The 22489-nt window shown below is 42.5% G+C and carries 21 protein-coding genes; 10 read left to right on the top strand and 11 right to left on the bottom strand.

Going from position 1 to position 22489, the window contains the following annotated elements:
- Positions 1 to 36: 36 nt before the first annotated feature.
- The gene (locus tag A9260_RS07535; RefSeq protein WP_068697685.1) at positions 37 to 615 is read left to right on the top strand and encodes a thymidine kinase; all 579 of its coding nucleotides are present in this window, start codon (positions 37 to 39) and stop codon (positions 613 to 615) included.
- A 161-nt stretch (positions 616 to 776) separates the two neighbouring features.
- Here A9260_RS07535 and A9260_RS07530 read toward each other — a convergent pair whose 3' ends face one another.
- The 4 genes from A9260_RS07530 to cmoB all read right to left on the bottom strand — a co-directional run bounded on the left by A9260_RS07530 (position 777) and on the right by cmoB (position 5158).
- Positions 777 to 1742 (bottom strand): alpha-L-glutamate ligase-like protein, encoded by a 966-nt coding sequence (locus tag A9260_RS07530; protein ID WP_068697683.1) that lies wholly within the window; start codon positions 1740 to 1742, stop codon positions 777 to 779.
- 3 nt (positions 1743 to 1745) lie between these two features.
- Positions 1746 to 3251: an inactive transglutaminase family protein gene (locus A9260_RS07525; RefSeq protein WP_068697681.1), complete on the bottom strand. Its 1506-nt coding sequence runs from the start codon at positions 3249 to 3251 to the stop codon at positions 1746 to 1748.
- A gap of 34 nt (positions 3252 to 3285) precedes the next feature.
- Positions 3286 to 4047, bottom strand: a complete 762-nt coding sequence (locus tag A9260_RS07520; RefSeq protein ID WP_068697680.1) for an ATP-dependent zinc protease family protein — start codon at positions 4045 to 4047, stop codon at positions 3286 to 3288.
- 136 nt (positions 4048 to 4183) lie between these two features.
- Positions 4184 to 5158: a tRNA 5-methoxyuridine(34)/uridine 5-oxyacetic acid(34) synthase CmoB gene (cmoB, locus tag A9260_RS07515; RefSeq protein WP_068697679.1), complete on the bottom strand. Its 975-nt coding sequence runs from the start codon at positions 5156 to 5158 to the stop codon at positions 4184 to 4186.
- A gap of 341 nt (positions 5159 to 5499) precedes the next feature.
- On the opposite strand from cmoB, the gene A9260_RS07510 reads away from it, so the two are divergent.
- A complete protein-coding gene (locus A9260_RS07510) occupies positions 5500 to 6405 on the top strand; it encodes a manganese-dependent inorganic pyrophosphatase (RefSeq protein ID WP_068697678.1) in 906 nt (301 codons plus the stop codon).
- A gap of 110 nt (positions 6406 to 6515) precedes the next feature.
- On the opposite strand, the gene A9260_RS07505 is transcribed toward A9260_RS07510, so the two are convergent.
- From A9260_RS07505 to pspF, 6 genes are all read right to left on the bottom strand, one after another.
- Positions 6516 to 7304, bottom strand: coding sequence for a peptide ABC transporter ATP-binding protein (locus A9260_RS07505; RefSeq protein WP_068697676.1), 789 nt, complete (start codon positions 7302 to 7304; stop codon positions 6516 to 6518).
- Positions 7301 to 8296, bottom strand: coding sequence for a peptide ABC transporter ATP-binding protein (locus tag A9260_RS07500; RefSeq protein ID WP_068697674.1), 996 nt, complete (start codon positions 8294 to 8296; stop codon positions 7301 to 7303). The genes A9260_RS07505 and A9260_RS07500 overlap by 4 nt, the downstream gene beginning before the upstream one ends.
- The gene (locus A9260_RS07495; RefSeq protein ID WP_068697672.1) at positions 8296 to 9183 is read right to left on the bottom strand and encodes an ABC transporter permease subunit; all 888 of its coding nucleotides are present in this window, start codon (positions 9181 to 9183) and stop codon (positions 8296 to 8298) included. The genes A9260_RS07500 and A9260_RS07495 overlap by 1 nt, the downstream gene beginning before the upstream one ends.
- Positions 9170 to 10132, bottom strand: coding sequence for an ABC transporter permease (locus tag A9260_RS07490; protein ID WP_068697671.1), 963 nt, complete (start codon positions 10130 to 10132; stop codon positions 9170 to 9172). Before A9260_RS07490 ends, A9260_RS07495 begins: the two co-directional genes overlap by 14 nt.
- Positions 10132 to 11739 carry an ABC transporter substrate-binding protein gene (locus A9260_RS07485; RefSeq protein ID WP_373604470.1) on the bottom strand — a complete coding sequence of 536 codons (1608 nt, stop codon included), beginning with the start codon at positions 11737 to 11739 and terminating at the stop codon, positions 10132 to 10134. The genes A9260_RS07490 and A9260_RS07485 overlap by 1 nt, the downstream gene beginning before the upstream one ends.
- Positions 11740 to 11843: 104 nt before the next feature.
- Positions 11844 to 12833, bottom strand: a complete 990-nt coding sequence (gene pspF, locus A9260_RS07480; RefSeq protein ID WP_068697670.1) for a phage shock protein operon transcriptional activator — start codon at positions 12831 to 12833, stop codon at positions 11844 to 11846.
- Positions 12834 to 13135: 302 nt separating this feature from the next.
- Between pspF and pspA the strand changes: the two genes are divergently transcribed.
- Genes pspA through pspC form a run of 3 tightly spaced genes read left to right on the top strand, consistent with a single transcriptional unit; the run spans position 13136 to position 14449 of the window.
- Positions 13136 to 13801: a phage shock protein PspA gene (pspA, locus tag A9260_RS07475; RefSeq protein WP_068697668.1), complete on the top strand. Its 666-nt coding sequence runs from the start codon at positions 13136 to 13138 to the stop codon at positions 13799 to 13801.
- A 37-nt stretch (positions 13802 to 13838) separates the two neighbouring features.
- On the top strand, positions 13839 to 14069 hold the full coding sequence (gene pspB, locus A9260_RS07470; RefSeq protein ID WP_068697666.1) for an envelope stress response membrane protein PspB: 231 nt from the start codon (positions 13839 to 13841) through the stop codon (positions 14067 to 14069).
- Complete coding sequence (gene pspC, locus A9260_RS07465; RefSeq protein ID WP_068697664.1) at positions 14066 to 14449, top strand: envelope stress response membrane protein PspC; 384 nt, start codon at positions 14066 to 14068, stop codon at positions 14447 to 14449. The genes pspB and pspC overlap by 4 nt, the downstream gene beginning before the upstream one ends.
- 108 nt (positions 14450 to 14557) lie before the next feature.
- On the opposite strand, the gene A9260_RS07460 is transcribed toward pspC, so the two are convergent.
- Entirely contained in the window at positions 14558 to 15229 is a 672-nt protein-coding gene (locus A9260_RS07460; protein ID WP_068697662.1) for a hypothetical protein, read from the bottom strand.
- A gap of 398 nt (positions 15230 to 15627) precedes the next feature.
- Here A9260_RS07460 and A9260_RS07455 point away from each other — a divergent pair, with 398 nt between their 5' ends.
- The 5 genes from A9260_RS07455 (at position 15628) to A9260_RS07435 (ending at position 22467) form a co-directional block, all read left to right on the top strand.
- Complete coding sequence (locus tag A9260_RS07455) at positions 15628 to 16332, top strand: VC0807 family protein (RefSeq protein WP_068697660.1); 705 nt, start codon at positions 15628 to 15630, stop codon at positions 16330 to 16332.
- A gap of 235 nt (positions 16333 to 16567) precedes the next feature.
- Positions 16568 to 17602, top strand: a complete 1035-nt coding sequence (locus A9260_RS07450) for an efflux RND transporter periplasmic adaptor subunit (RefSeq protein ID WP_068697659.1) — start codon at positions 16568 to 16570, stop codon at positions 17600 to 17602.
- Positions 17602 to 18693, top strand: a complete 1092-nt coding sequence (locus tag A9260_RS07445; RefSeq protein ID WP_068697658.1) for an efflux RND transporter periplasmic adaptor subunit — start codon at positions 17602 to 17604, stop codon at positions 18691 to 18693. The genes A9260_RS07450 and A9260_RS07445 overlap by 1 nt, the downstream gene beginning before the upstream one ends.
- A complete protein-coding gene (locus A9260_RS07440; protein ID WP_068697657.1) occupies positions 18690 to 21794 on the top strand; it encodes an efflux RND transporter permease subunit in 3105 nt (1034 codons plus the stop codon). Before A9260_RS07445 ends, A9260_RS07440 begins: the two co-directional genes overlap by 4 nt.
- A gap of 106 nt (positions 21795 to 21900) precedes the next feature.
- Positions 21901 to 22467, top strand: coding sequence for a DNA-3-methyladenine glycosylase I (locus A9260_RS07435; RefSeq protein WP_068697655.1), 567 nt, complete (start codon positions 21901 to 21903; stop codon positions 22465 to 22467).
- Positions 22468 to 22489: the final 22 nt, after the last annotated feature.

Below are 22489 nucleotides of genomic sequence, written 5' to 3'. Positions count from 1 at the left end.
ACACTCCCTTGAACAACAATAAAGAAAGGCTTTAACGTGGCTCAAATGTACTTTTATTACTCTGCAATGAACGCAGGTAAATCGACAACATTGTTGCAATCCTCCTTCAACTATCAAGAAAGAGGAATGAACCCGCTAATCTTTACCGCAGCGTTAGATAACCGTTACGGTGAAGGAAAAGTCACCTCCAGAATTGGCCTACAAGCTGATGCGCATTTATTTGATAACAGCACCGATCTCTATAAAAAGATGAAAGAACTGACTGAGCAAATGCAGTATCACTGCGTGCTTGTTGATGAGTGTCAGTTCTTGTCAAAAGAGCAGGTTTATCAATTAACCGAAGTCGTTGATAAATTGCATATTCCTGTATTGTGCTATGGATTGCGAACGGACTTTTTAGGTGAACTGTTTGAAGGTAGCCTTCATTTATTAGCTTGGGCTGACAAGTTGGTCGAGTTAAAAACCATCTGCCATTGTGGGCGCAAAGCAAATATGGTCATTCGTACCGATGAGCAGGGTAATCCGATTGCAGAAGGTGATCAGGTTGCCATTGGAGGCAATGATAAGTATGTGTCCGTTTGCCGTGTTCATTATAAAGAAGCACTAGGGCGCTAGTCATCCCCACGATCCTACTGTGAACGATCTGGCAAAAGTAAGCAGCCAAAATAAAAGCCCTCATGATGATCATGAGGGCTTTATGATAAGGGTCTTATTGGCTAGTGAGTGACTATAACCGTTAGTCGCTATAGTCAGTTTGTTGCCAATGAGACAACCGATTAATCAAACTTTGCCGCAAATTGTTTCGCAGCGTACGCTACGCGCTCTGCCGCTTTGGGGTATTCAATCGTTTCCCCTAGGTTTTCTATATGGTGCAGTCTTGGCAGTAAACCAGCGCCATTAGCAATCTGAATTGCCAAACCTGGTCGAGCGTTCAATTCCAGTACCATTGGGCCTTCTTCTTGGTCTAAAACCATATCAGTACCCATGTAACCTAAGCCGGTCATTTCCCAAGCACTTGATGCAAGAGTAAGCAAACGCTCCCAGTGAGGCACTTGCAATTGCATCAGATCTTTACCGGTATCAGGATGGTGAGTGACCGGTAAGTCATATTGCACCGCGCGCACAGCTTTACCTGTCGCAATATCAATACCGACACCAACAGCACCTTGGTGCAAATTGGCTTTACCATCCGAGTTTGATGTGGATAAACGCATCATCGCCATAACAGGGTAGCCTTTAAATACGATGATTCGTACGTCAGGTACACCTTCATAACTGTAACCTTCAAAGCACTCATCAAATTTGATGAGGTTTTCGACCACGGCAACGTCATTCTTGCCACCGAGAGAAAACAGCCCCGCTAAGGTGTTACTAATATGACGTTCAACATCTTGCTCATTGACCGTATCCCCAGAGGGTTTGGTATACACCCCATCTTTATGGGAAATAATGACCAATATTCCTTTACCACCACTGCCTTGAGCAGGTTTGATACAGAATCCAGGCCACTCTTTAACCATTTTATGAATGCGTTTTACTTGCGCTTGTTGACCAATCACGCCAATAAGAGCCGGTGTTGTTGCACCATGCAGCTCAGCGATTTTTTTGGTCTTTAGCTTATCGTCCACTAAAGGGAACTTTCTACGATCATTGTATTTACTGATGTAGCTGTGATTACGCTGATTCATGCCCATAATGCCTTTTGCACGAATCTTAAATGGCGAAGTAAATGGATTAAGCATAATTTAATCCTCCGCTAATGGCTTGAAGCGACGCAGTTCTGTTAAGCGATATCCTGTGTAGTTACCAAGCATAAGAATGATCGAAAGAACAATCAGCTGTACACCAATAAAGTTAAACGTTAAGTGCTGAATGTAGATATTGGTCATTGCTAGGTAAACTAACACCGCCGTTAATAATGAACCGCCACCTTGTAATACCACTTCTTTAGGACCTTCTTCTTCCCAAAGAATCGACATACGTTCGATAGTCCAAGAAAGAATGATCATAGGGAAGAACGTGATTGACAGACCTTCAACCAAACCTATGTTAAAGGCAACGATGGTAAAGACGGAAATGATCAATATTACCGTGATGATGACTGCCGATATTCGCGCAACTAACAATAAGTTGAGCTTGGAGAGATAACTACGAATCACCAAGCCGGTACCGACAATTAATAGGAAACCCACAATACCGGTGATTAATTGTGTCTGCACAAAGGCCACCGCAATCAGCACTGGCATAAAGGTACCAGAGGTTTTTAAACCAATGATGATTCGTAAAAATACAACAATCAGTGCCCCAATAGGAATCAACATGATGGTTTTAAACATCGATTGCTCTTCAAGGGGTAAGCTGTGAATAGAGAAGTTCAGTAGATCGTCGGCATTAACTTTGCTTTCCGTCGCCGCTCGTGGCGTGATGTCTTGCGCAATCATAGAGAATAAGACTTGGCTATTACGACCACCGGTGACATCAAGCAATGATACGTTTGATTGATCCCAGATTAGCGTGTTTTCGCTTTGACCTTGAATCCCTGTTTCAGCATCAAACAACAGCCAATCCTTGCCATTCCAGACCTGAACCATAGGGTTAATAGATTGACGGCGACGGCCATCTTCTAGGTGAATAACCCCAACGGTTTTATTATGAACTTTTGCTAAAGAGAGTAGGGCAGCTAGCGCTTCTTGCTTGGTAAACTGATTAAGCAATAATGCCGAGTTTTGGCTATTGGCATCATTAAGCTTGCGAATAACCTCTCTGGTTAATGTTTCATCATTAGCACTGCGTTTGGTTGCTTCATCAACAATTGATTGTGCGGCAGCTTGCTGTGGGCCATCAAAGGTAGGTACTTCTATCTCACCTTTAGGGACGTCGGCTTCGACTTTTGCTTGCGGGTCGACTAAAAACTGCGCTTTGTAGTAAATAGTCTGCGGACCTTCGGCATAGCGGATTGTCCATTCCGCGCGTCGGCCAATATCAGAATTAACATAAGCGACACCATAACCTGGTGACGATGCTGATTCATCAACTAACGTATATCCATTTTGCGTCCCCGGAGCGGCTAATGAAACCGTGACCGGTTCACCTTGTGCGACCAGTTCTACTCTGGCTTCAATATCCCAGAGCTCTCGGCTCTCACCAGGAGTCCAAGGCACGCCATAAGCGTCATGGCGCATGAATGATAGCGTTGCTCCGGCAATTACCAGCAAAGCAATAAATATGTAAAAAGGCACTCTTGAAGTCATAACAATCCCTATTATTGAGGCTAACTATTCCGTATTACTGTTTTTTTGTTTGAATAAATTCTTTACTAACATCGACTAACGCAATGTCTTTAATAAACTCTCGTCCCAATAGAACAGGGTTCGTCATATGAGAACGGTCGGCTAAGGTAAACTGAGCCTTTTGTTTAATGTCTCCCAAGCTTATCCATAACTCCACAACGGGACGTCGATGTGATTTGTTGGTATTTGATTGGCGAACTTTGGCATATCGTATCAATGGTGCTTCAACCCAAATTTGCTGCTCATTTTCAACATCACTGTTGGATATATTGAATTTCACCCATTTATCACCGTTGCGTTCAAACTCATGCTGTTCGGTTGCGTTTAACGATGATGTCGCCGCTCCAGTATCAATGCGAGCTTCAAATGATTGATTTGCATCCTCTAAGTGAACCGTTTCAAGAGATCCTAAAATAATCAAATGATCGCTCAGAGGTTGTTGCTTAGGTTTGATGACTACTTCTTCTTTTTTAGGTTTTGCTGTGTACTCAAGTAACGCTCGTGCACTGTGTTTTGCTAAGTTATCGATACGTTTTGACATCACAATAAGCTGTTTTTCTAGTTTTTCTATTTGCTTATGTTGATCATCAACGGACACTTGCACGGAGTCCATTTTGCTAGATAAGTGATCTTCAGACGACTTAACCGCTTGTATAGATTCCTGTCTATATTGTCGTGTTTCTTGTTGTGTCGCTTTAGATGTTACACATCCAGATAGCAGTATTGCGCCGGATAGGGTGACGATATACTTGAGCATTATAAACCTATTAATATTTGTAATTAGCTTGTCTTGTTGTTTGTTAGAAAACTAGCCAGTTATGCAATGATAAGTGTAGAACACTTATTTGAATTTATCGGTAGTAAAATAAAAAACTTACAACACTTTCAATGTTTTAACTTGGATTTCTAGCAATCATTATCGCTCTACGAGGAGCTGGATAGCCTTCAACCGTTTTACTTGGGTCTTCAGGATCAAGATACTCAGGCAATGAATTATGTTTCATCCACTGTGTGCTTCGTTGCTCACCAACCGAGGTGGTATTTTCATCGACGATTTTCACATCCACTAAACCACATTTTTCCATCCACACCTTGAGTGCTTTCGCCGAAGGGAAGAAATAGACATTGCGCATTTGGGCATAACGATCCGCTGGAACCAGTACTGCGTTTTCATCCCCTTCTATGACTAGGGTTTCTAAAATGAGTTCACCCCCCGGCACAAGTTGATTCTTTAATTGCAGAATATGGTCAAGAGGTGAGCGTCTATGGTACAAGACACCCATACTAAACACGGTATCAAAGGCTTTTAATTCAGGCAGTTGCTCAATGCCAAGAGGCAGCAAATGAATACGTTGATCGTTGTCCATTAGCTTTCGAATTGCTTCAAATTGCACTAAGAATAAGTGTGATGGATCAATGCCGACACACTGACGTGCTCCTTCACCGAGCATGCGCCACATATGGTAGCCATTGCCACAGCCGACATCTAATACTGAGCGGTTTTGCAGTGGCGTAATATGAGGAAGCAATCGATCCCATTTCCAATCTGAGCGCCATTCGGTATCAATATGAATGTCATGTACAGTGAAAGGGCCTTTACGCCATGGGTGGAAGGTCTTGAGTAGGTTTTCTAGCTTTCTCTTTTCACCGTCAATCAGAGGTTGGGCATTAGAAACATTGACTTCACTTTTTAATTCAATGTTATCAGGCGATAACGCAGGAATTTTATTAAGCGCGCGCAACCAGCGATCAAAGTCGCCATGTTCTGCACTTTGCCAGTCGGCAAGTTGCTTAGGAAGGGTTTCTAGCCACGGTTGTAGGCGTGTGTCTTGAGCGATTAACTGATAAAAATTAGCGAAATTAAACATGCAATTCAACTTGTTACAAAATGGATATATGAGCGAGAAAAACGATACACTGCATCGCTCAAAATTGATAGTTTTAATCGAGCTAGAATGTCAAATCTAAGTCAAATGAAACCAGTGTGATATTGGCGTCTTTATCAACGGCGCTGAGGCCAACTTTAATTCTTCAAAGGGAGGCAAGAGTGACCCCGAAGCCACTGTTTCTTCGATCTAGCTTAAATGCGTATCAATTCAGTTGCGTTAACCCAAGTAGATAACTAGAAACTTGCAATCGATTGGGTATAATGTTGGCACTCTAACGTCTAATAGTAGACGTAACATTAGATAACATTATAGGAACAGTAATGATTTTAGTTGTTGGTCATAAAAACCCAGATAGCGATAGTATTTGTTCAGCATTGGCTGCTACCGAACTTCTTAAGGCGCGTGGCCTAGACGCTAAGCCAATTCGTCAAGGCGAAATCAACCGTGAAACTCAACATATCCTTGAAGTTGCGGGCGTAGAACAACCAGAATTTTGTAACTCAGTTGCAGGCGAAAAAATCTGGCTAGTTGATTACAGTGATTTAGCTCAAGCACCTGACGATGTTAACGAAGCTGAAATTTTGGGCATTGTTGACCATCACCGTCTAGGTGACGTAATGACAGTGAACCCACTTGAAGCTTGGATTTGGCCTGTTGGTTGTTCTTGTACTGTTCTTTTCAACATGTTTAAGATTGAAGGTGCAGAAATTACAGCGCCGATTGCAAAATTAATGATGTCTGCAATCTTATCTGACACTGTCGGTTTTGCTTCTCCAACTTGTACTCAAAAAGATAAAGACGCAGTACAAGAGCTAGCACAAATTGCTGGTGTTGATGATGTTGATGCTTTCATCAAAGCATTGCTGATTGCTAAAACTGACATTGAAGGTCTATCTCCTGCACAGCTAGTAGAAAAAGATCTTAAAGCGTACCCATTTAATGGTCGTGACGTTGTTGTAGGTCAAATCGAATTAGCCACTCTAGAGCAAGTTGATGGTCAAATTGAGGCACTAGAGCAAGATTTGGTTCGTCGTTGTGATGAGCAAGGCCTAGCCTTTGCTGCTGTTATGCTGACAGACATTACTACTGCAACAACTCGTCTTCTTTACAAAGGTGAGTGGGCAGCTAAATTAGACAAGCACGCTGATAATGGCGTACTGATGATGGAAAACACACTAAGCCGTAAGAAACAAGGCTGGCCTTGGCTACAAGCTGAGCTAGTTTAATTTCGTATAATCGCTAAGTTAAACGTAAAGCAGGATGAGAGATCATCCTGCTTTTTTTTATCTATGATTTGAGGGATTTACTGCGATTGGTATAAACGCTCAATACGAGATTATTTAGAATAGTTAGGGGCTTTGAAAAAGTGATTATCAACCAGTTTTTGCGTAATAATATGCTGTGGCTGTGACAGTACTTGCTGAGTATCACCGGCCTCAACCACTTCACCATTGGCCATTACCATCACTTTGTCTGAAATGTGTTTTACGATCCCTATTTGTTGAGATACATAAATAAATGACAGTCCCATTTCGTCTTGCAGCTCGAGCAACAAATTAATGATTTGCGAGCGCATTGCCATATCGAGTCCGTTTAATGCTTCATCGGCAATGATAATGGACGGTTGTAAGATCAGAGCTCGGGCAATACACACCCTTTGTTTTTGTCCTGCCGCTAACATCTGAGGATAAAAATAGGCATGCTCAGGTAATAACCCCACACGACGTAAGGTGCTCACCACACGTTTTCTGCGTGCTTCGGCTGTCATGGCGGTATTTCTTTTTAAAGGTCCTTCCAAAATTTGTCCAATTTGGATTCTTGGATTTAATGATGAATTAGGATCTTGGAAAATAACGCGAATCAATTTACAGCGAGTAGAGTAGTCTCTATGTTCAAGCTTATCGCCATTAACAAAAATCTCACCAGAACTGGGCTTTATTACCCCTGCAATCATTTTGGCAAGAGTGGATTTTCCCGATGAGTTTTGTCCAATTAAGGCTAAGGTTTGCCCCGGCTCTAAGGTAAAGCTGACCGGTTTTACCGCATCAAAATATTGTTTTCTAAACAAACCATAGCGATTGACAAAGGTTTTACTTAGGTTTCTAACCTCTAATAACGAACTCATTCAACCACCTTGGTATTGAGAGGGAAATGGCAGTTGTATTTATGGCCTTTTTCTTTTTTAGAAAACGGCGCTTTTACGCATTTATGCTGCGCATAAGGACAACGAGGGCCAAGGCGACAGCCTATCGGTAAATGTTGCAAAGGAGGGATGCTCCCGGGCAATGACTGCAATTTTTGTTTATGTGGAAGCCAGCCACTAAAGTCGGGTAGGGCTTCAAGTAATGCTTGTGTATAAGGATGCTTAGGTGCTGTTAACAGTTTTTCTGTCGGGGCAGATTCAACACTTTGTCCACAGTACATGACCGTGATCTTTTTAGCCCATTGCGTAATCGCGGCAAGATCGTGACCAATAAGAATGATAGTGGTGTTGTGCAGTTGATTCATTCGGCTAAGCAAGCGCAAAATTTGCGTTTGAGTAATGGGGTCAAGGTCATTGGTGGGTTCATCGGCTATCAAAATCTTTGGTTTTGCAGCAATGGCCATTGCGATCATGACTTTTTGACATTCACCATCGGTTAACTCGTATGGGTAACTGCGCATGATACGAGAGTGATCTTTGATACCCACTTTATGCAGTAGCGCAATGGATGTTTTCTTGCGCCAGCCCCATCGTTGCCAAAACTTACCTTGGAAAGTCCGTGAAGGAATCGACTCTGCAAGCTGTTGACCAACTCGCTCACTTGGGTCAAGACAAGTTGAAGGCTCTTGAAAGATCATGGCGATTTCACTGGCAATGACTTTGCGACGTTCTTTTGGTTTGAGTGCCAATAGGTCAACATTGCCCAAACGCATTCGGTCAGCGGTAATTTTCCAATTGTCTTTTTCTAGGCCAACAATCGCTTTGGCTAATAGACTTTTCCCTGAGCCAGATTCCCCTACAAGCCCGCGAATTTCACCTTCGTTGATGGTTAAACTCATGCGATCAACGGCCTTTACGGTCCCTTGTGGCGTATCTATTTCGATGGTGACGTGTCTAAAGTCTAAAACGGGCATTACTCGACTCCTGCATTGAGGGCATCACGGATACCTTCACCCACAAGGTTAATGTTAATAACGCTGTACATGATGGCAAGTCCGGGTAAAACAACGGTCCAAGGTGCAAGGTAAATCAGTTCCACCGAATCACCAAGGATGGCGCCCCATTCCGGGCTAGGTGCTTGAGCGCCTAAACCTAGAAAGCCCAGTGCCGTGATATCAAGCAGGGCGATAGTCAATGCAAAGGTAAACTCTGCTGCAATCGGTGCTAAGACATTTGGCAACATAGAAACGGTCAGCAAGTACCATTTATCTGCGCCATCAAGCTTGGCCGACATGATGTAATCTTTTTCAACTTCGGTATGAATGGCTTGATAGACACTGCGGATGAATCTTGGAATCAATGCCAGACAAATGGCTAACATAATGGAGACCATTCCGGTGCCTAAAAATGCCACAAAGATAAGAGCCAATAACAAAGATGGAATGGACATAACGGTATCGAGTAGGTGATTCAAGGTACTCGATAGTAGACCTTTGGTCATTCCCGCAAGAGCACCAACAATGCACCCAATAAAAGCGGCGATTAAGGTGATGGAAACGGCTGAACCTAACGTTATCTGCGATCCCATGAGTAAGCGCGATAAAATATCTCGTCCTAAATCATCGGTTCCTAGAAAGTACTCAATGCTGCCTTCTTTAGCCCATGAAGGCGCTTGCAGCAGTACCGAAGACTGAGTAAGGGGATCATGTGGGGCAATGAACGGCGAAATTAGGGTGATGATGAGGATGAAACCAAGGTTCCACAATCCAAACATCGCCAAATTGTTGCTTCTAAAGTGACGCCAGAAACGCTCACGTTGTGTGGGTATGCTCTCTTCAAGATAAACACTAGTATTTAGCATACCATTCCTTCCTTGCAAGCGGGTTAATCACAGTACCAATCAGTTCAGATAAAATCTGAGTAGCTAATACGAAACTTGCCACTACCATAACGCCTGCTTGTATTGACACGTAATCTCGATTACTGACGGCATCGAGCAACCAACGACCAATTCCGGGCCAATTAAAAATAGATTCGGTAATAATGGCAAAGGTTAACATGCTCGATAACTGCACTCCGATCAGCGGTATAATAGGCGGAATGGCGTTACGTAAAACATGCTGCAGAATAATTTCCATTTTTGATAAGCCTTTGATCTTGGCTACTCGAATGTAATTATTACCAATCACATCGGCAACAGATGCGCGCATGATACGAATAAAATGGGTGGTAGGAGCGAGCGCTAACACCAACGCAGGCAGAACTAAATGCATCACTACACTGGCAAAAGCCGCTTCTCGATTCGGATTATTACTTAGCCATGCATCAATCATAGCAAAGCCGGTAATGTGCGGAATATCATAGAGCAAGTTATAGCGGCCAGAAATTGGCAACCATTCTAAGCGCAGTGAAAACAACATGACCAATAATAGCGCGACCCAAAATAGGGGAGCGGAATACCCAGCCATAGAAAAGAAAGAAATCAGTCGGTCAGCCCATTTGTTTTGTCTTACTCCGGCAAGCGTCCCCAGTGGTAGACCAATACAAAGCGCTAAAATAAATGCAAAAAAGCATAATTCTAAAGTGGCGGTAAAGACCACTTTAACTTCTTCAAATACCGGTTGTCCCTGAGCGGTCGTGCCAAAGTTAAGGTGGGAGATCTCTTGTAGATAGAGCCACCAACCTTGCCAAAAATCTGAAATAGCCCAAGGTGAAGTGGGATCAAGTCGCAGTATGCTGTAACCCACTAATGTCAGTATCATTAATGTAATGATAAATAGATTGAAACGTCGAATGGCATATATAAACACTATTTTTTCCTCTCAACGTTTTCAAAACTGAGTGTACTAAACAGGTTAGCGTCGAACCCTTTTAGTGACTTGTGTTTTGCTCTAAATTGCATGCCATGAGCAATCGGTAGAATCGGCACTTCGTCATCCAATAAATACTGAGCTTGATGATATAAATTGAGACGATAACGTCGCTCTGCGGTTTCTTTGGCCAAATTGATCAAAGAATCAAATTCTGAATTACACCAAGACGCGATATTTATGCGTGTGCGGTCGGCGCTACAAGAAAGCAGTGGTCTAAAGAAATTGTCTGGATCGCTGGTATCAGCGCTCCAACCGGTAAGAATGAGGTCGGCATCGGCAAGGCTACGGTAAGTCGAGCGTTCATCAAGATAGATGTCTAATTTTACGCCAATATCTGCAAAGTCGGCCTGCAATAATTCAGCGACTTTTCTCGGGCTAGGGTTATAAGGTGTCGGTTCCAGAGAAACCCACATAGAAAGCTTTAATCCATCGCTATAACCAGCTTCACGAATTAACGCTCTGGCGTAGTTTCGGTCATAACGTACTTGTGATGAGTTTTGCTGATACGCCCATGACTCAGGAGGCAGTACCGAATAAGCGGCACTACCGTAACCATAATAGACAGAATCAATAATGGCATTACGATTGATGGCAAGATTTAAGGCTTTGCGTACTCGCTTATCACTAAGCGCTGGATTTAAAGTGCGAAGTGCTACAAAAGAGACATTCATACTCGGTGAGGCTTGCAGCGTCAGATCGGGGTGAGCTTGAATGGTCGGTATTTGACTTGAGCGAGGGGAAAATAACACATCACACTCCCCGCGTAACAATTTGGCTAATGTGCCTGTGCCGCGAGAGGTAACATCTAACACGACTTGCTTCATTTTAGCCGGCGTACCCCAGAAGTTCGGGTTGCGTCTAAGGCGAATGAAATCATTAACACTGTATTGATCAAGATAAAAAGGTCCAGTGCCAACAGGGTATTGATCTAAGCGTTGTTTTTGATCGATAGCCACCAATGATGCGCCATACTCGGATGATTGAATGCTGGCATAGGAAGTGGATAGATTCGATAAAAAGGTGTTATCCGGCTTATACAACTCAAATACCACCGTATGCTCACCAATGGCTCTGACATCTTTTAAGATACGAGTAAATTCTATCGCGTCGAACCAAGGGTAATGTCCCCCTCCCACATAGTGAAACGGATGGCGGCTGTCTATGACTCGTTTAAATGTGAAGACAACATCTTGAGCACTAAATTCACGGCTAGGGGTAAACCAGTTTGTGGTTTGGAATGAAACCCCTTTTCGCAAGGTAAACTGATAACGAGTACCCGTTTTGTCAACGCTCCAATGGGTTGCCAGCATAGGTTCTAGGCGGGATTCTTTATTAGAAAAGTGCACGAGAGTATTGAATATCTGCGGGCCAATAGCATCAGCTGATAGGTCATTATCCACCAGTTGTGGATTAAAAGAGCTAGGCGTACCTTGCCCACAAAAAATGAATCCATCATTCTTGATTTGATCTGAGACGTTAACTTCACCACAAGCTGACAGGGTGACAACACATGCCCCTAGAAAGAGTAGTTTCAGTTTTTCCAAGATATCCGTCTTCATCTGCTGACGCACCGTTGATTGCACTTTAAAAATGAACTGCATAATTTAACACTTCTATCGTGTTAGCTCCATTAGCTTAGCGATTGATCTTAAACCATTTTATACTTTCTAAGCATTCCTCGAAACTGATGATAGCTCAAGCCTAGCAGACTGGCGGCTTTCTTTTGATTATATTGAGCTTGATTTAAGGCATTAGAAATAAGTGCAGTATCTTGATCGTGTTGCCATTGTTTATAATCAATGGGTAAAGAAACTACTGGTTTTTCAATGTGTTGTGACTCAGGTTCTATGGCTTCTTGTTCCGCGGAAGTCTCAGCACTGATGAAAGGATTAAACACCAGTTTAGTGATTGGATTATTCGGTTTGTCGTTTAGGTAAATCGCGCGTTCAACGACATTTTTTAATTCACGAATATTACCCGGCCATGCATAATCTAGAAGTGCTTGTTTGCTTTTTGCGCTAAACCCTGCAAATAAAGGCAGTCCTAGTTCCTGACACATTCCCATAGCAAAGTGTTCTGCAAGGAGCAGTATGTCTTCTTTTCTTTGCTGCAAGCTGGGTAAATAAATGACATCAAAGGCGAGTCGGTCGAGTAGGTCGGCGCGAAAGTGACCTTGTTGAGACAGTTCCAGTAGGTTGACGTTAGTGGCGCAAATAAGTCTTACATTGGCTTGCAGTGAGTGCCGACCGCCAACCCGCTCGTATTCACCATACTCAATAACGCGCAATAGTTTTTCTTGTACTGTGGTGGGTGTGGTGGCTAATTCATCAAGAAATAAACTGCCACCTTCTGCGCGTTCAAAGCGACCAATGTGTTTTCCCGTCGCGCCAGAAAATGATCCAGATTCATGACCAAAGAGCTCAGAGTCAACAATCCCTTCATTGAGTGCGGCGCAGTTAAGGCTGATTAAAGGTTTATCCCAACGTTTGGATAGATAGTGGAGTCTTTGTGCAATCAACTCCTTACCTGTACCTCTATCGCCCATGATCAATACTGGACGTTCAATAGGGGCAAGTTTGGATACTTTATCGAGTACCGACAACAACGCACCGGATTGACCGATCAATGTTTGCTTCATAGTGTTCCTTATGGGCTGTGGTTGGTATTTTTTACCTATTAATGGTTAATAATTTACTATCCTTGGCAAGAGTCAAATTATTTATAGAGTGAATTGGGATTATTGAGAGATAGGTCAGCTAGTTCATATGGTGATTTCATTTACATAATCTATTGATTTATATTAATAAAAATCGGTTTTGTTAAAGAGTGACCTGAGTGAATAATCGCTGCTCCCTTATATGGCATGTAATTTGAATACATTAAAGTGAATGAGTGAGAGTGATACCGTCGCTGTCATCTGAATTAAATAAGGAGAACCCAATGGGAATATTTTCTCGTTTTGCTGACATAGTGAACTCAAATATCAATTCATTACTAGATAAAGCCGAAGATCCTGAAAAAATGATTCGTCTTATTATTCAAGAGATGGAAGAAACGTTGGTAGAAGTTCGGACCAATTCAGCAAAAGCATTGGCAGAGCGTAAGGACATGCAGCGCCGCGTGCAGCAACTAGAAGAGCAGGTACAAGATTGGCAGCAAAAAGCCTCTCTTGCTTTAAGCCGAGGACGTGAAGAATTAGCTCGAGCGGCTTTAGTCGAAAAGCTACGAATTACGCAGTTGCTCAAATCGTTACAAACCGAGCAAACGTTGATCGATGAAACGATCAGTAAATTGAGTGATGAAGTAGGAAAACTCGAAAATAAAATTACTGAAACACGTGCACGTCAATCTGCTTTAGCAATGCGTCAGAGTACGGCGAAAAACAGAAAAGACATTCAGCAGCATTTACACAGTAGCCGCACTAAAGACACCTTGGCCAAGTTTGAACAATATCAACAAAAAATTGACCGCTTGGAAGCGGATGCAGATAGCTTTGATATAGGCAAAGAAGCCAGTTTGGATGATCAGTTTGCCAACTTACAAGCTGATGATGAAATTGAGCAAGAGCTGCAAAAAATGAAAAATAGCGTTAATAAACCACTTTAATGTACAAGGTTAATAAAAATAATAGACGGGGAATTTAATGTCTACAGCATTGATTACAGTACCACTGAGCGTTTTCTTTATTTTCGTCGCGCCACTTTGGCTCATTTTGCACTATAGAAGTAAACGTAAGCTAAACCAAGGTTTGTCTTCTGATGAAAGAGAGCAGCTACAACAGCTTTCAAGTAAAGCAATACAAATGAAGCAACGCATTCAAACCCTTGAGAAAATACTGGATGCCGAGTCTCCAGATTGGAGAGGTAAGTCGTGAAGGGATTATATCGAGATACTCAAAACGGTAAATTGACGGGCGTGTGCGCCGGTATTGCGGCTCGATTTGGCTTTGAAGTATGGGTGGTGCGAATTCTTTTTGTCTCGGCAACCTTATTAGGTGGCGGCTTTGTCATCATTTTAGGCTATTTTGCCACTAGTTTAATGTTAGAAAAGCAATCACCGCAGATTTTTCAAACTCGTCAGCAGCAGTATGATCATCAAATGAAAAATAAGCCTTGGCAATCTGGGCGTGCGCCTAAAGAGCTATTAGCGGTTACAGAGCAAGATTTTGCTGAGATGGAAATGACATTACGTAAGATGGAAGCATTTGTCACTTCGGACTCTCGAAAAACGCAGGCTGATTTTAGAAACTTATAACCTGAAACATTTTGCAAAGTTAACCGTGATGGATAAGAAAAAACGCCAACCCTAAATAGGATTGGCGTTTTTATTATGTTCTGAAAATTTCAATTACTGTCAGTAAAATTACTTAGCAGCTAGAGAGAAACCATCAACACGAACTTCAGTTTGTTTACCGATGTTGCCGCCCATGTTTAGAGCTGATTTGTCAGTTACTTTCAATTTAGCAAATACAGATACTGAAGTGTTGCTACCAGTATTGAATGCAACAGTTACTTGACGGAAAGTGCTACGGTCAGCACGAGGTGCATCGCCAAGATCACTTACGTGGAATGTTTCTTCAGAAATTGCTTTACCATCTGTACCCATTGCGCCAGCTAGCAATGAAGTAGGAGAAGCTTCGCCTTTCTTATCTTCAAAGTATAGCGAGAATACGTAATCAGTATTTGGTGCTACGTTAATTTGCTGAGTTAGACCAGGAGTTGCAGAGAAGTCGTCATTTTCGCCAATGAAACGAATACGAGCAGAACCTTCGTCAGATGCAAATGCAGAAACTTTTGAACTACCAACATCGCCTAGGCCATCATTTTTCTTAGCGACTTTAACCCAAACATCACTTTGGCCCTTGTTAGCACGGAACTCAGCAATTTGAGGATCTGCAACAAGGTTTTTACCAGATACAGCAACAACAGGTGCTGCAGTGTTTGCTGCGTCAGATGTTGCAGGAGCGTTGTTACCTTGAGTTGCACAACCAGCTAGAAGGCCGGTAATAGCTAGGGCTAGATATACTTTTTTCATAATATTTATCTCACTTGATTCAGTGTTTTCTTTGTTTGGTGAGATAAAGACTACAATAGTATTGTATGATTTTTTGTGACTACATAGACAATTTCATCAGTCAAAATATAGCTTGAAGCAATAATATTGATATTTGTGATATGAGGCGAGATGACTATATATGAGTGTGTTTTTCTATTTATTTCAATGGTTAAAATAAATAGCGGAAATTTTAATCATATTAATAAAACAGATTCTTATGAGTCACATCCCTTAAAATAGATCACTAAATAAAGTAGAAAGTTGTGCGCGTTGGCTTCTTGTTACTCATTGCATACCTTAAATACTTTACATTTCCCCTTTCGCAGGAAACAATCCTTTTCGCTAAATTAATACATCGTACTTAACACTGGAAGATTATGAGTAACAACACCCCTAAAAAATCAAACCCGCTATTTGAAATTCTATTTAATGTCTTTATCCCTTCTTTTATTTTAATGAAGTTCAGCGGTGAAGAATATTTAGGTTCTGTATTCTCTTTGGTTGTCGCCTTAGCTTTCCCTGTTGTATATGGTGGACTTGAGTTGATTCGCAATAAAAAATTCAATTTTATTGCGGCGTTGGGTTTTGTGAGTGTGCTTTTAACCGGTGGTATCGGTCTATTGGAGTTAGATACTCGCTGGCTGGCATTAAAAGAAGCGCTCATTCCAGGCTTGATTGGTGTTGCAGTGCTAGGCTCAACCTTTACTCGTCACCCATTAATGCAAAAGCTGGTCTTTAATAAGTCGATTTTAAATCTGCCTTTAATTGAAGCTCGTTTAAAAGAAGGCGGTAATGAAAGAGCGTTTGACCGTTGTTTGATGAACTCGAATTACTTCTTTGCTAGCACTTTTGCTTTCTCGTCAGTCATGAATTACGTGTTAGCCACTTACATAGTGACAAGTCCGGCAGGGACACCAGCCTTTAATGAAGAGCTAGGTAAACTGACGTTATACAGTTATCCCGTTATTGCCATCCCAAGTATGTTGATGATGTTTGGTATCTTTTACTATATCTGGCGTCAAGTTCGTAACATGACAGACTTGAAAACAGAGCAAATCTTTCTTCAAGCAGAGTCTAAATAACGATTCATCTTGTACTGGTAAACCGCTAGTTAAACACTCGATAATTGGATGGAAATTTTTGTCTTGTTTTCAAGTGTTTTGCTGGGTTATTTCTGCATACTGACTGTGATTGCTACATACCTTGTTTTAAACATTTAACCTACGCAGATAAAACATCGCAAAACCCACCGTTAACCTAGATATAACATCCTGAAACATATATGATTATCCTTATGTCGCTAAATAAGGAAATATTATGCGTACTCACGGATTGGCAGTGCTGGTGGCAGCACTGAGTTTAACAGGTTGCGGCACCAAGGAAGATGTCGTTTCTGAGCCAGAATCTCGACCGGCGAAATTTCTAACGGTATCGGTTGGTGAAAAAAGTTTTGAGAGAATATTTCCTGCAAGCTCATCAGCAGGAGATAGAGCGGTACTGGCATTTAGAGTCCCTGGAGAGCTATCAAGTTTGCCAGTAAAGGCAGGCGTGATGGTGAAGAAGGGCGATGTACTCGCCATCCTTGATGACAAAGAATATAAGTTACTCAGATCGCAAGCGAAAGCGCACTTTGATCTTGCCACGGTGCAATTTAATCGAAGCAAAAAGCTAATTAAAGATAAGGTTGTATCAGAGCAAGAATATGATCAAGCGAGGGCCAAGCATAAGTCAGCGCGTGCCAACTACGATCAAGCTCTAGCAAACTACAGCTACACCAAATTAACCGCGCCATTTGACGGCACTATTTCTCTGATCAATATCGATAATTTTGAGTATGTTGACGCCAAGCAAGGCGTGATGAACATCCAATCAAATGATCTACTAAAAATCATTTTCCCTCTACCAGAATCAATACTGACTCGTTTTCGTGGCTATGATGCAGTGAAATCGTACATGGTGTTTGATTCATTTCCTGAGCACAAATTTCCGGTTACCTTTCAGGAAATTGATACCGAATCTGATCATTCCACAGGCAGCTACAAAGTCACCATGATAATGGAGCGACCTCAAGACTTGGGCATATTGCCGGGAATGTCGGGGCATATACATGTCACTCTCCCAAGAATTAAGCCGTCTAAGTTGCCACAAACATCATTATTTTCTTGTGCAAATCAACAGTGCGTATGGCGTGTGAAAGAGGACTTTACCGTTGAGCAAGTCTCTGTGTCACTGAGCTCAGAAGGTCAGGTGACATCAGGTTTAAAAGACGGTGATGAAATTGTGCTATCTGGCGTTAAAGAACTTAAATCCGGTATGAAAGTACGAGAGTGGATCAAGGAGAGGGGCTTGTGATGGAAAATAAAAAATGGCTCTATCGAAGCATGATGTTAGCGGCGCTATCAACGGCGCTCATCGGTTGCGATAAATCAGTGATAAAACCTATTGATCATGTCGCCAAAGTTGATGTATTGCAACTAGGCAATCCTGAAGTGACCGATCGTCTTTATTTTCCAGCTATTGCTCAAGCCGCTTTGCGTTCTCATTTGAGTTTTCGAGTATCAGGAGAGATCACCGAACTTGTTGTTAAAGAAGGCGACAAGGTTAAAAAAGGCGACTTACTGGCACAGTTAGACAAGCGTGATTTTCAAATTGCGGTCGATAATGCGAAAGCCAGTTATGCCGCCATTAATAGCCAATACAGACGTTCTCAACCTTTGGTCAAAAAAGGATTGTTAGCCCAATCTCAATTTGATGAACTTAAAGCACAGCGAAGTGTGGCTTTAGTTGATTTGAAGCTGGCGCAACTGTACCTGCAATTCACAACATTGACAGCGCCAACCGATGGGATTATTTCGCGAGTGAATGTCGATCGTTTTGAAAACATCCAAGTTGGACAGCAAATAGTCAATATTCATAGCGTGAATGACGTTGAAGTACTCATTCAGGTGCCGGATCGTTTATTTGTGCATCAACCAACGCAAAGGGATCTCAGAAAAGTCACCGCTAAGGTTAAGACCGAAAGTGGCAGTATTTATGATGCGAAAATTCAAGAATTTACAACAGAGCCTGATCCCGCGACAGGGACGTATAACTTAACCTTGATTATGCCAATGCCGGAACAAGAGGTCATTCTTGATGGGATGGCGCTAGAAGTGACTGCGCGCAGCAGTGATGCTGGGCTTAATGTCAGTGTCGGAACGGATGTTCCGCTTACCGCGGTAATTAATGCCGATGGTGACGATCTGGATCGCGCAGAGACTTATGTTTGGGTACTTGAAGGCGATAAAGTACGAAAACAACAAGTTGAGTTAGGAAAAATGCGCAACACAACCATACAGATAATTAGTGGTCTTGAAGGCGCAGAACAAATTGTGGTGAAAGGCGTTTCACAATTACGAGATGGATCGGTAGTAAAAGTGATTAAGAAGGAGGCTGTTCAATGAGCCAGAATAATCTCGAGCAGCAAAATGACGATGGTAGCAAGGGTATCGCCGCCTATTTTATAAAAAACAAAGTGATCAGTTGGATGATCTCTTTGATCTTTTTTATTGGAGGCGCATTCTCTTTCTTTGAACTCGGTCGTTTAGAAGATCCCGCTTTTACGATTAAAGATGCGATGGTAGTGACCAGCTACCCCGGCGCAACCCCTCAGCAGGTAGAAGAAGAAGTCACTTACCCCATAGAGAAAGCCATTCAGCAATTGACGTATGTTGATGAAGTTAATTCGATTTCCAGTCGTGGTTTGTCGCAAATCACAGTGACGATGAAAAATAACTATGGTCCGGATGATTTACCGCAAATATGGGATGAACTTCGCCGAAAAGTAACCGATTTAGAAGGAACCTTGCCGCCGGGGGTGAATACGCCTGCGGTTGTCGATGATTTTGGCGATGTTTATGGCGTATTGCTTGCAGTAACAGGTGAAGGGTATTCCTATAAAGAGCTTTTAGATTACGTTGATTATTTACGCCGCGAGTTAGAGCTTGTGGATGGCGTCAGTAAAGTGGCGGTTTCGGGAGAGCAGCAAGAGCAAGTTTTCATCGAAATGTCGATGAAGCGCTTAAATACTCTGGGTATTTCACCAGATACGGTAACCAATCTTTTAAACACCCAAAACATAATATCTCCGGCTGGTGCAGTACGCATTGGTGATGAGTATATTCGTATTCATCCTACGGGAGAGTTTCAGGATGTGGATCAGCTTGGCGATCTGATCATTACCGATTCGGCAAAGGAAAATTCGGGTCTTATTTATCTACGTGATGTGGCTGAAGTTAAGCGTGGTTACATCGATGTACCAAGTAATATCGTTAATTATAACGGCAATATGGCGCTTAATATGGGCGTTTCATTCAACGCCGGTGTAAACGTTGTCAATATAGGTAAGCACCTTGATGAACGCTTGGCTGAGTTGAAATATCAGCAGCCTTTTGGTATCTCAATCTCTGAAATTTATAGCCAACCCAAAGAAGTCGATAAATCCGTTAGTGGTTTTGTTGTGAGTCTAGGTCAGGCGGTAGCGATTGTTATTATCGTGCTGTTGTTCTTTATGGGGCTGCGTTCAGGCCTGCTCATTGGTTTAATTTTGCTAGTGACCGTACTCGGTACTTTTGTCTTTATGAAGTACTTTGCCATTGATTTACAACGAATCTCATTAGGTGCATTGGTTATTGCCTTAGGGATGCTGGTGGACAATGCGATTGTGGTGGTTGAAGGCATATTAGTCGGGACGCAAAAAGGACGAACCAGACTGCAAGCGGCAACCGACATCGTGACGCAAACTAAGTGGCCTTTGTTGGGCGCAACGGTCATTGCCGTGACTGCGTTTGCACCGATAGGGCTGTCAGAAGACTCGACCGGTGAGTATTGTCGTACTCTGTTCTCAGTACTGCTCATTTCGCTTATGCTGTCATGGTTTACCGCCATTTCCTTAACCCCGTTCTTTGCCGACATTTTCTTTAAAGGTCAAAAATTTAAAGATGGCGAAAACAGTGATCCCTACAATGGTTTTATCTTTGTCTCTTATAAAAAATTCTTAGAACTTTGTATGCGAAACGCTTGGACGACAGTAACAACGTTGGTGTTGGCGCTGGCTGTGAGCATTTATGGTTTTGGTTATATTAAGCAAGCATTTTTCCCATCGTCCACAACGCCTATATTTTTATCGGATGTTTGGCTACCCGAAGGAAGTGATATTCGGGTAACAAATACCAAGCTAAAAGCAATAGAAAGTTGGTTATTGGAGCAAGATGGCGTAGAGGCTGTAACAACGACCGCAGGTAAAGGTTTAGAGCGATTCATGCTGACCTACACCCCAGAGAAGAGTTACGCCGCCTATGGTGAAATCATTACTCGGGTTGAAAGCTATGAAGTGCTTCATGACATCATGGATAAATATCGCAATTACGTGTCGGATCATTTCCCTGAAATTAGCTATAAGCTAAAACAAATTGAATTAGGTCCCGGTGGCGGAGCGAAGATCGAAGCCAGAATTATTGGTTCTGATCCTACGGTGCTAAGAACGATTGCCGCTCAAGTGGTTGATATTCTCAATGCTGATCCGGGCACTACCGGGGTGCGCCATGACTGGCGAGAGCGCACGAAAGTGATTGAGCCTCAATTTAATGAAAGTCAGGCTCGTCGCTATGGCATCAGTAAGAATGAAGTAGACGACTTCTTACAAATGTCATTTTCTGGATTGACCGTTGGTGTATACCGTGACGGGACAACGTTAATGCCGATAGTGACTCGCTTGACGGAAGAAGAGCGCATAGACTTTAGAAGCATCGAAGGTATGAAGATCTGGAGCCCAGTGTTGGGGGATTACATTCCTTTACAACAAATCACCTTGGGTAATGAAATTCGCTGGGAAGATCCGCTGATCATCCGTAAAAACAGAAAGCGTATGTTAACGGTATTTGCTGACCCAGACATTCTTGGCGAAGAAACGGCCGCAACACTACAGGCAAGAATACAAGACAAGGTTGAAGCGATAGAAATGCCACCGGGTTATAGCCTAGAGTGGGGGGGAGAATATGAATCATCGGGCGATGCTAAAGCCTCCCTATTTTCAACAATGCCGATGGGCTATTTGTTCATGTTCTTGATCACAGTGTTTTTGTTTAATTCGGTGAAGCAATCTCTGATTGTATGGCTGACGGTGCCGCTGGCATTGATTGGCGTAACCACCGGACTGCTGGTTCTAAATACGCCATTTGGTTTTATGGCATTGCTTGGTTTCTTGAGCCTTTCTGGGATGCTATTGAAAAACGGTATCGTTTTGATTGACCAAATTGAGCTGGAAATACATTCGGGCAAGGAGCCTTATCATGCGGTGATTGAAGCGGCATTAAGTCGTGTAAGGCCGGTTTGTATGGCGGCGATAACCACGATATTGGGTATGATTCCGTTATTGCCGGATATATTCTTTAAGCCAATGGCGGTAACCATCATGTTTGGCTTAGGCTTTGCAACCGTTCTGACCTTGATTGTTGTGCCTGTTTTGTATCGACTGTTTTATAAAATAGAAGTCGTTAAAATCTAGTAAGGCGTTATGCTTAATCAACAAAGGTTACCTTAAGGTAACCTTTGTTCGTTTATACTTGGATGACTTGCTACGATTGGTATCACTACCTCATAAGGAAAGCATAATGGGTGAAACAGTAAAGCGATGTGATTGGCTTGATACGAGCAAACCTGACTACGTGGAATATCATGATAAAGAATGGGGTAGGCCTGTTTATGATGACCAAGTATTTTTTGAGTTTCTCATTTTAGAATCGGCTCAAGCAGGGCTCAGTTGGTACACCATTCTCAAGCGTCGAGAGGGTTACCGAAAAGCGTTTGCTAATTTTGACCCAGTGAAAGTAGCCCAATTTGATGCCGCTCGCGTAGAAGAGCTAATGCAAGATAGTTCCATCATTCGCAACCGAGCAAAAATAGAATCAGCCATTAACAATGCGCATTTGTTTATTGATATTCAGCGTGAATATGGCAGTTTTAGCTCGTTTATTTGGGCTTATGTGAATGATCAACCCATAGATCAAAGAGTAGAAGGTGACGCTGTTGTGGCAACCACGCCGTTATCTGATCAGTTGTCTAAGGATTTGAAAAAACGAGGCTTTAAGTTCTTGGGCAGTACAACCTTATATGCCTTTTTGCAGGCGACGGGCATTGTTAATGACCATGATTTAGATTGTATTTGCCGCTCACAGTAGTTGATTGCGAGCGACATTCCTA

The sequence above is a fragment of the Vibrio sp. UCD-FRSSP16_30 genome, assembly GCF_001676025.1.
GTDB lineage: Bacteria > Pseudomonadota > Gammaproteobacteria > Enterobacterales > Vibrionaceae > Vibrio.
The sequence above is the reverse complement of the archived record's forward strand: the minus strand, read 5'-3'. Positions and strand labels throughout refer to the sequence as shown.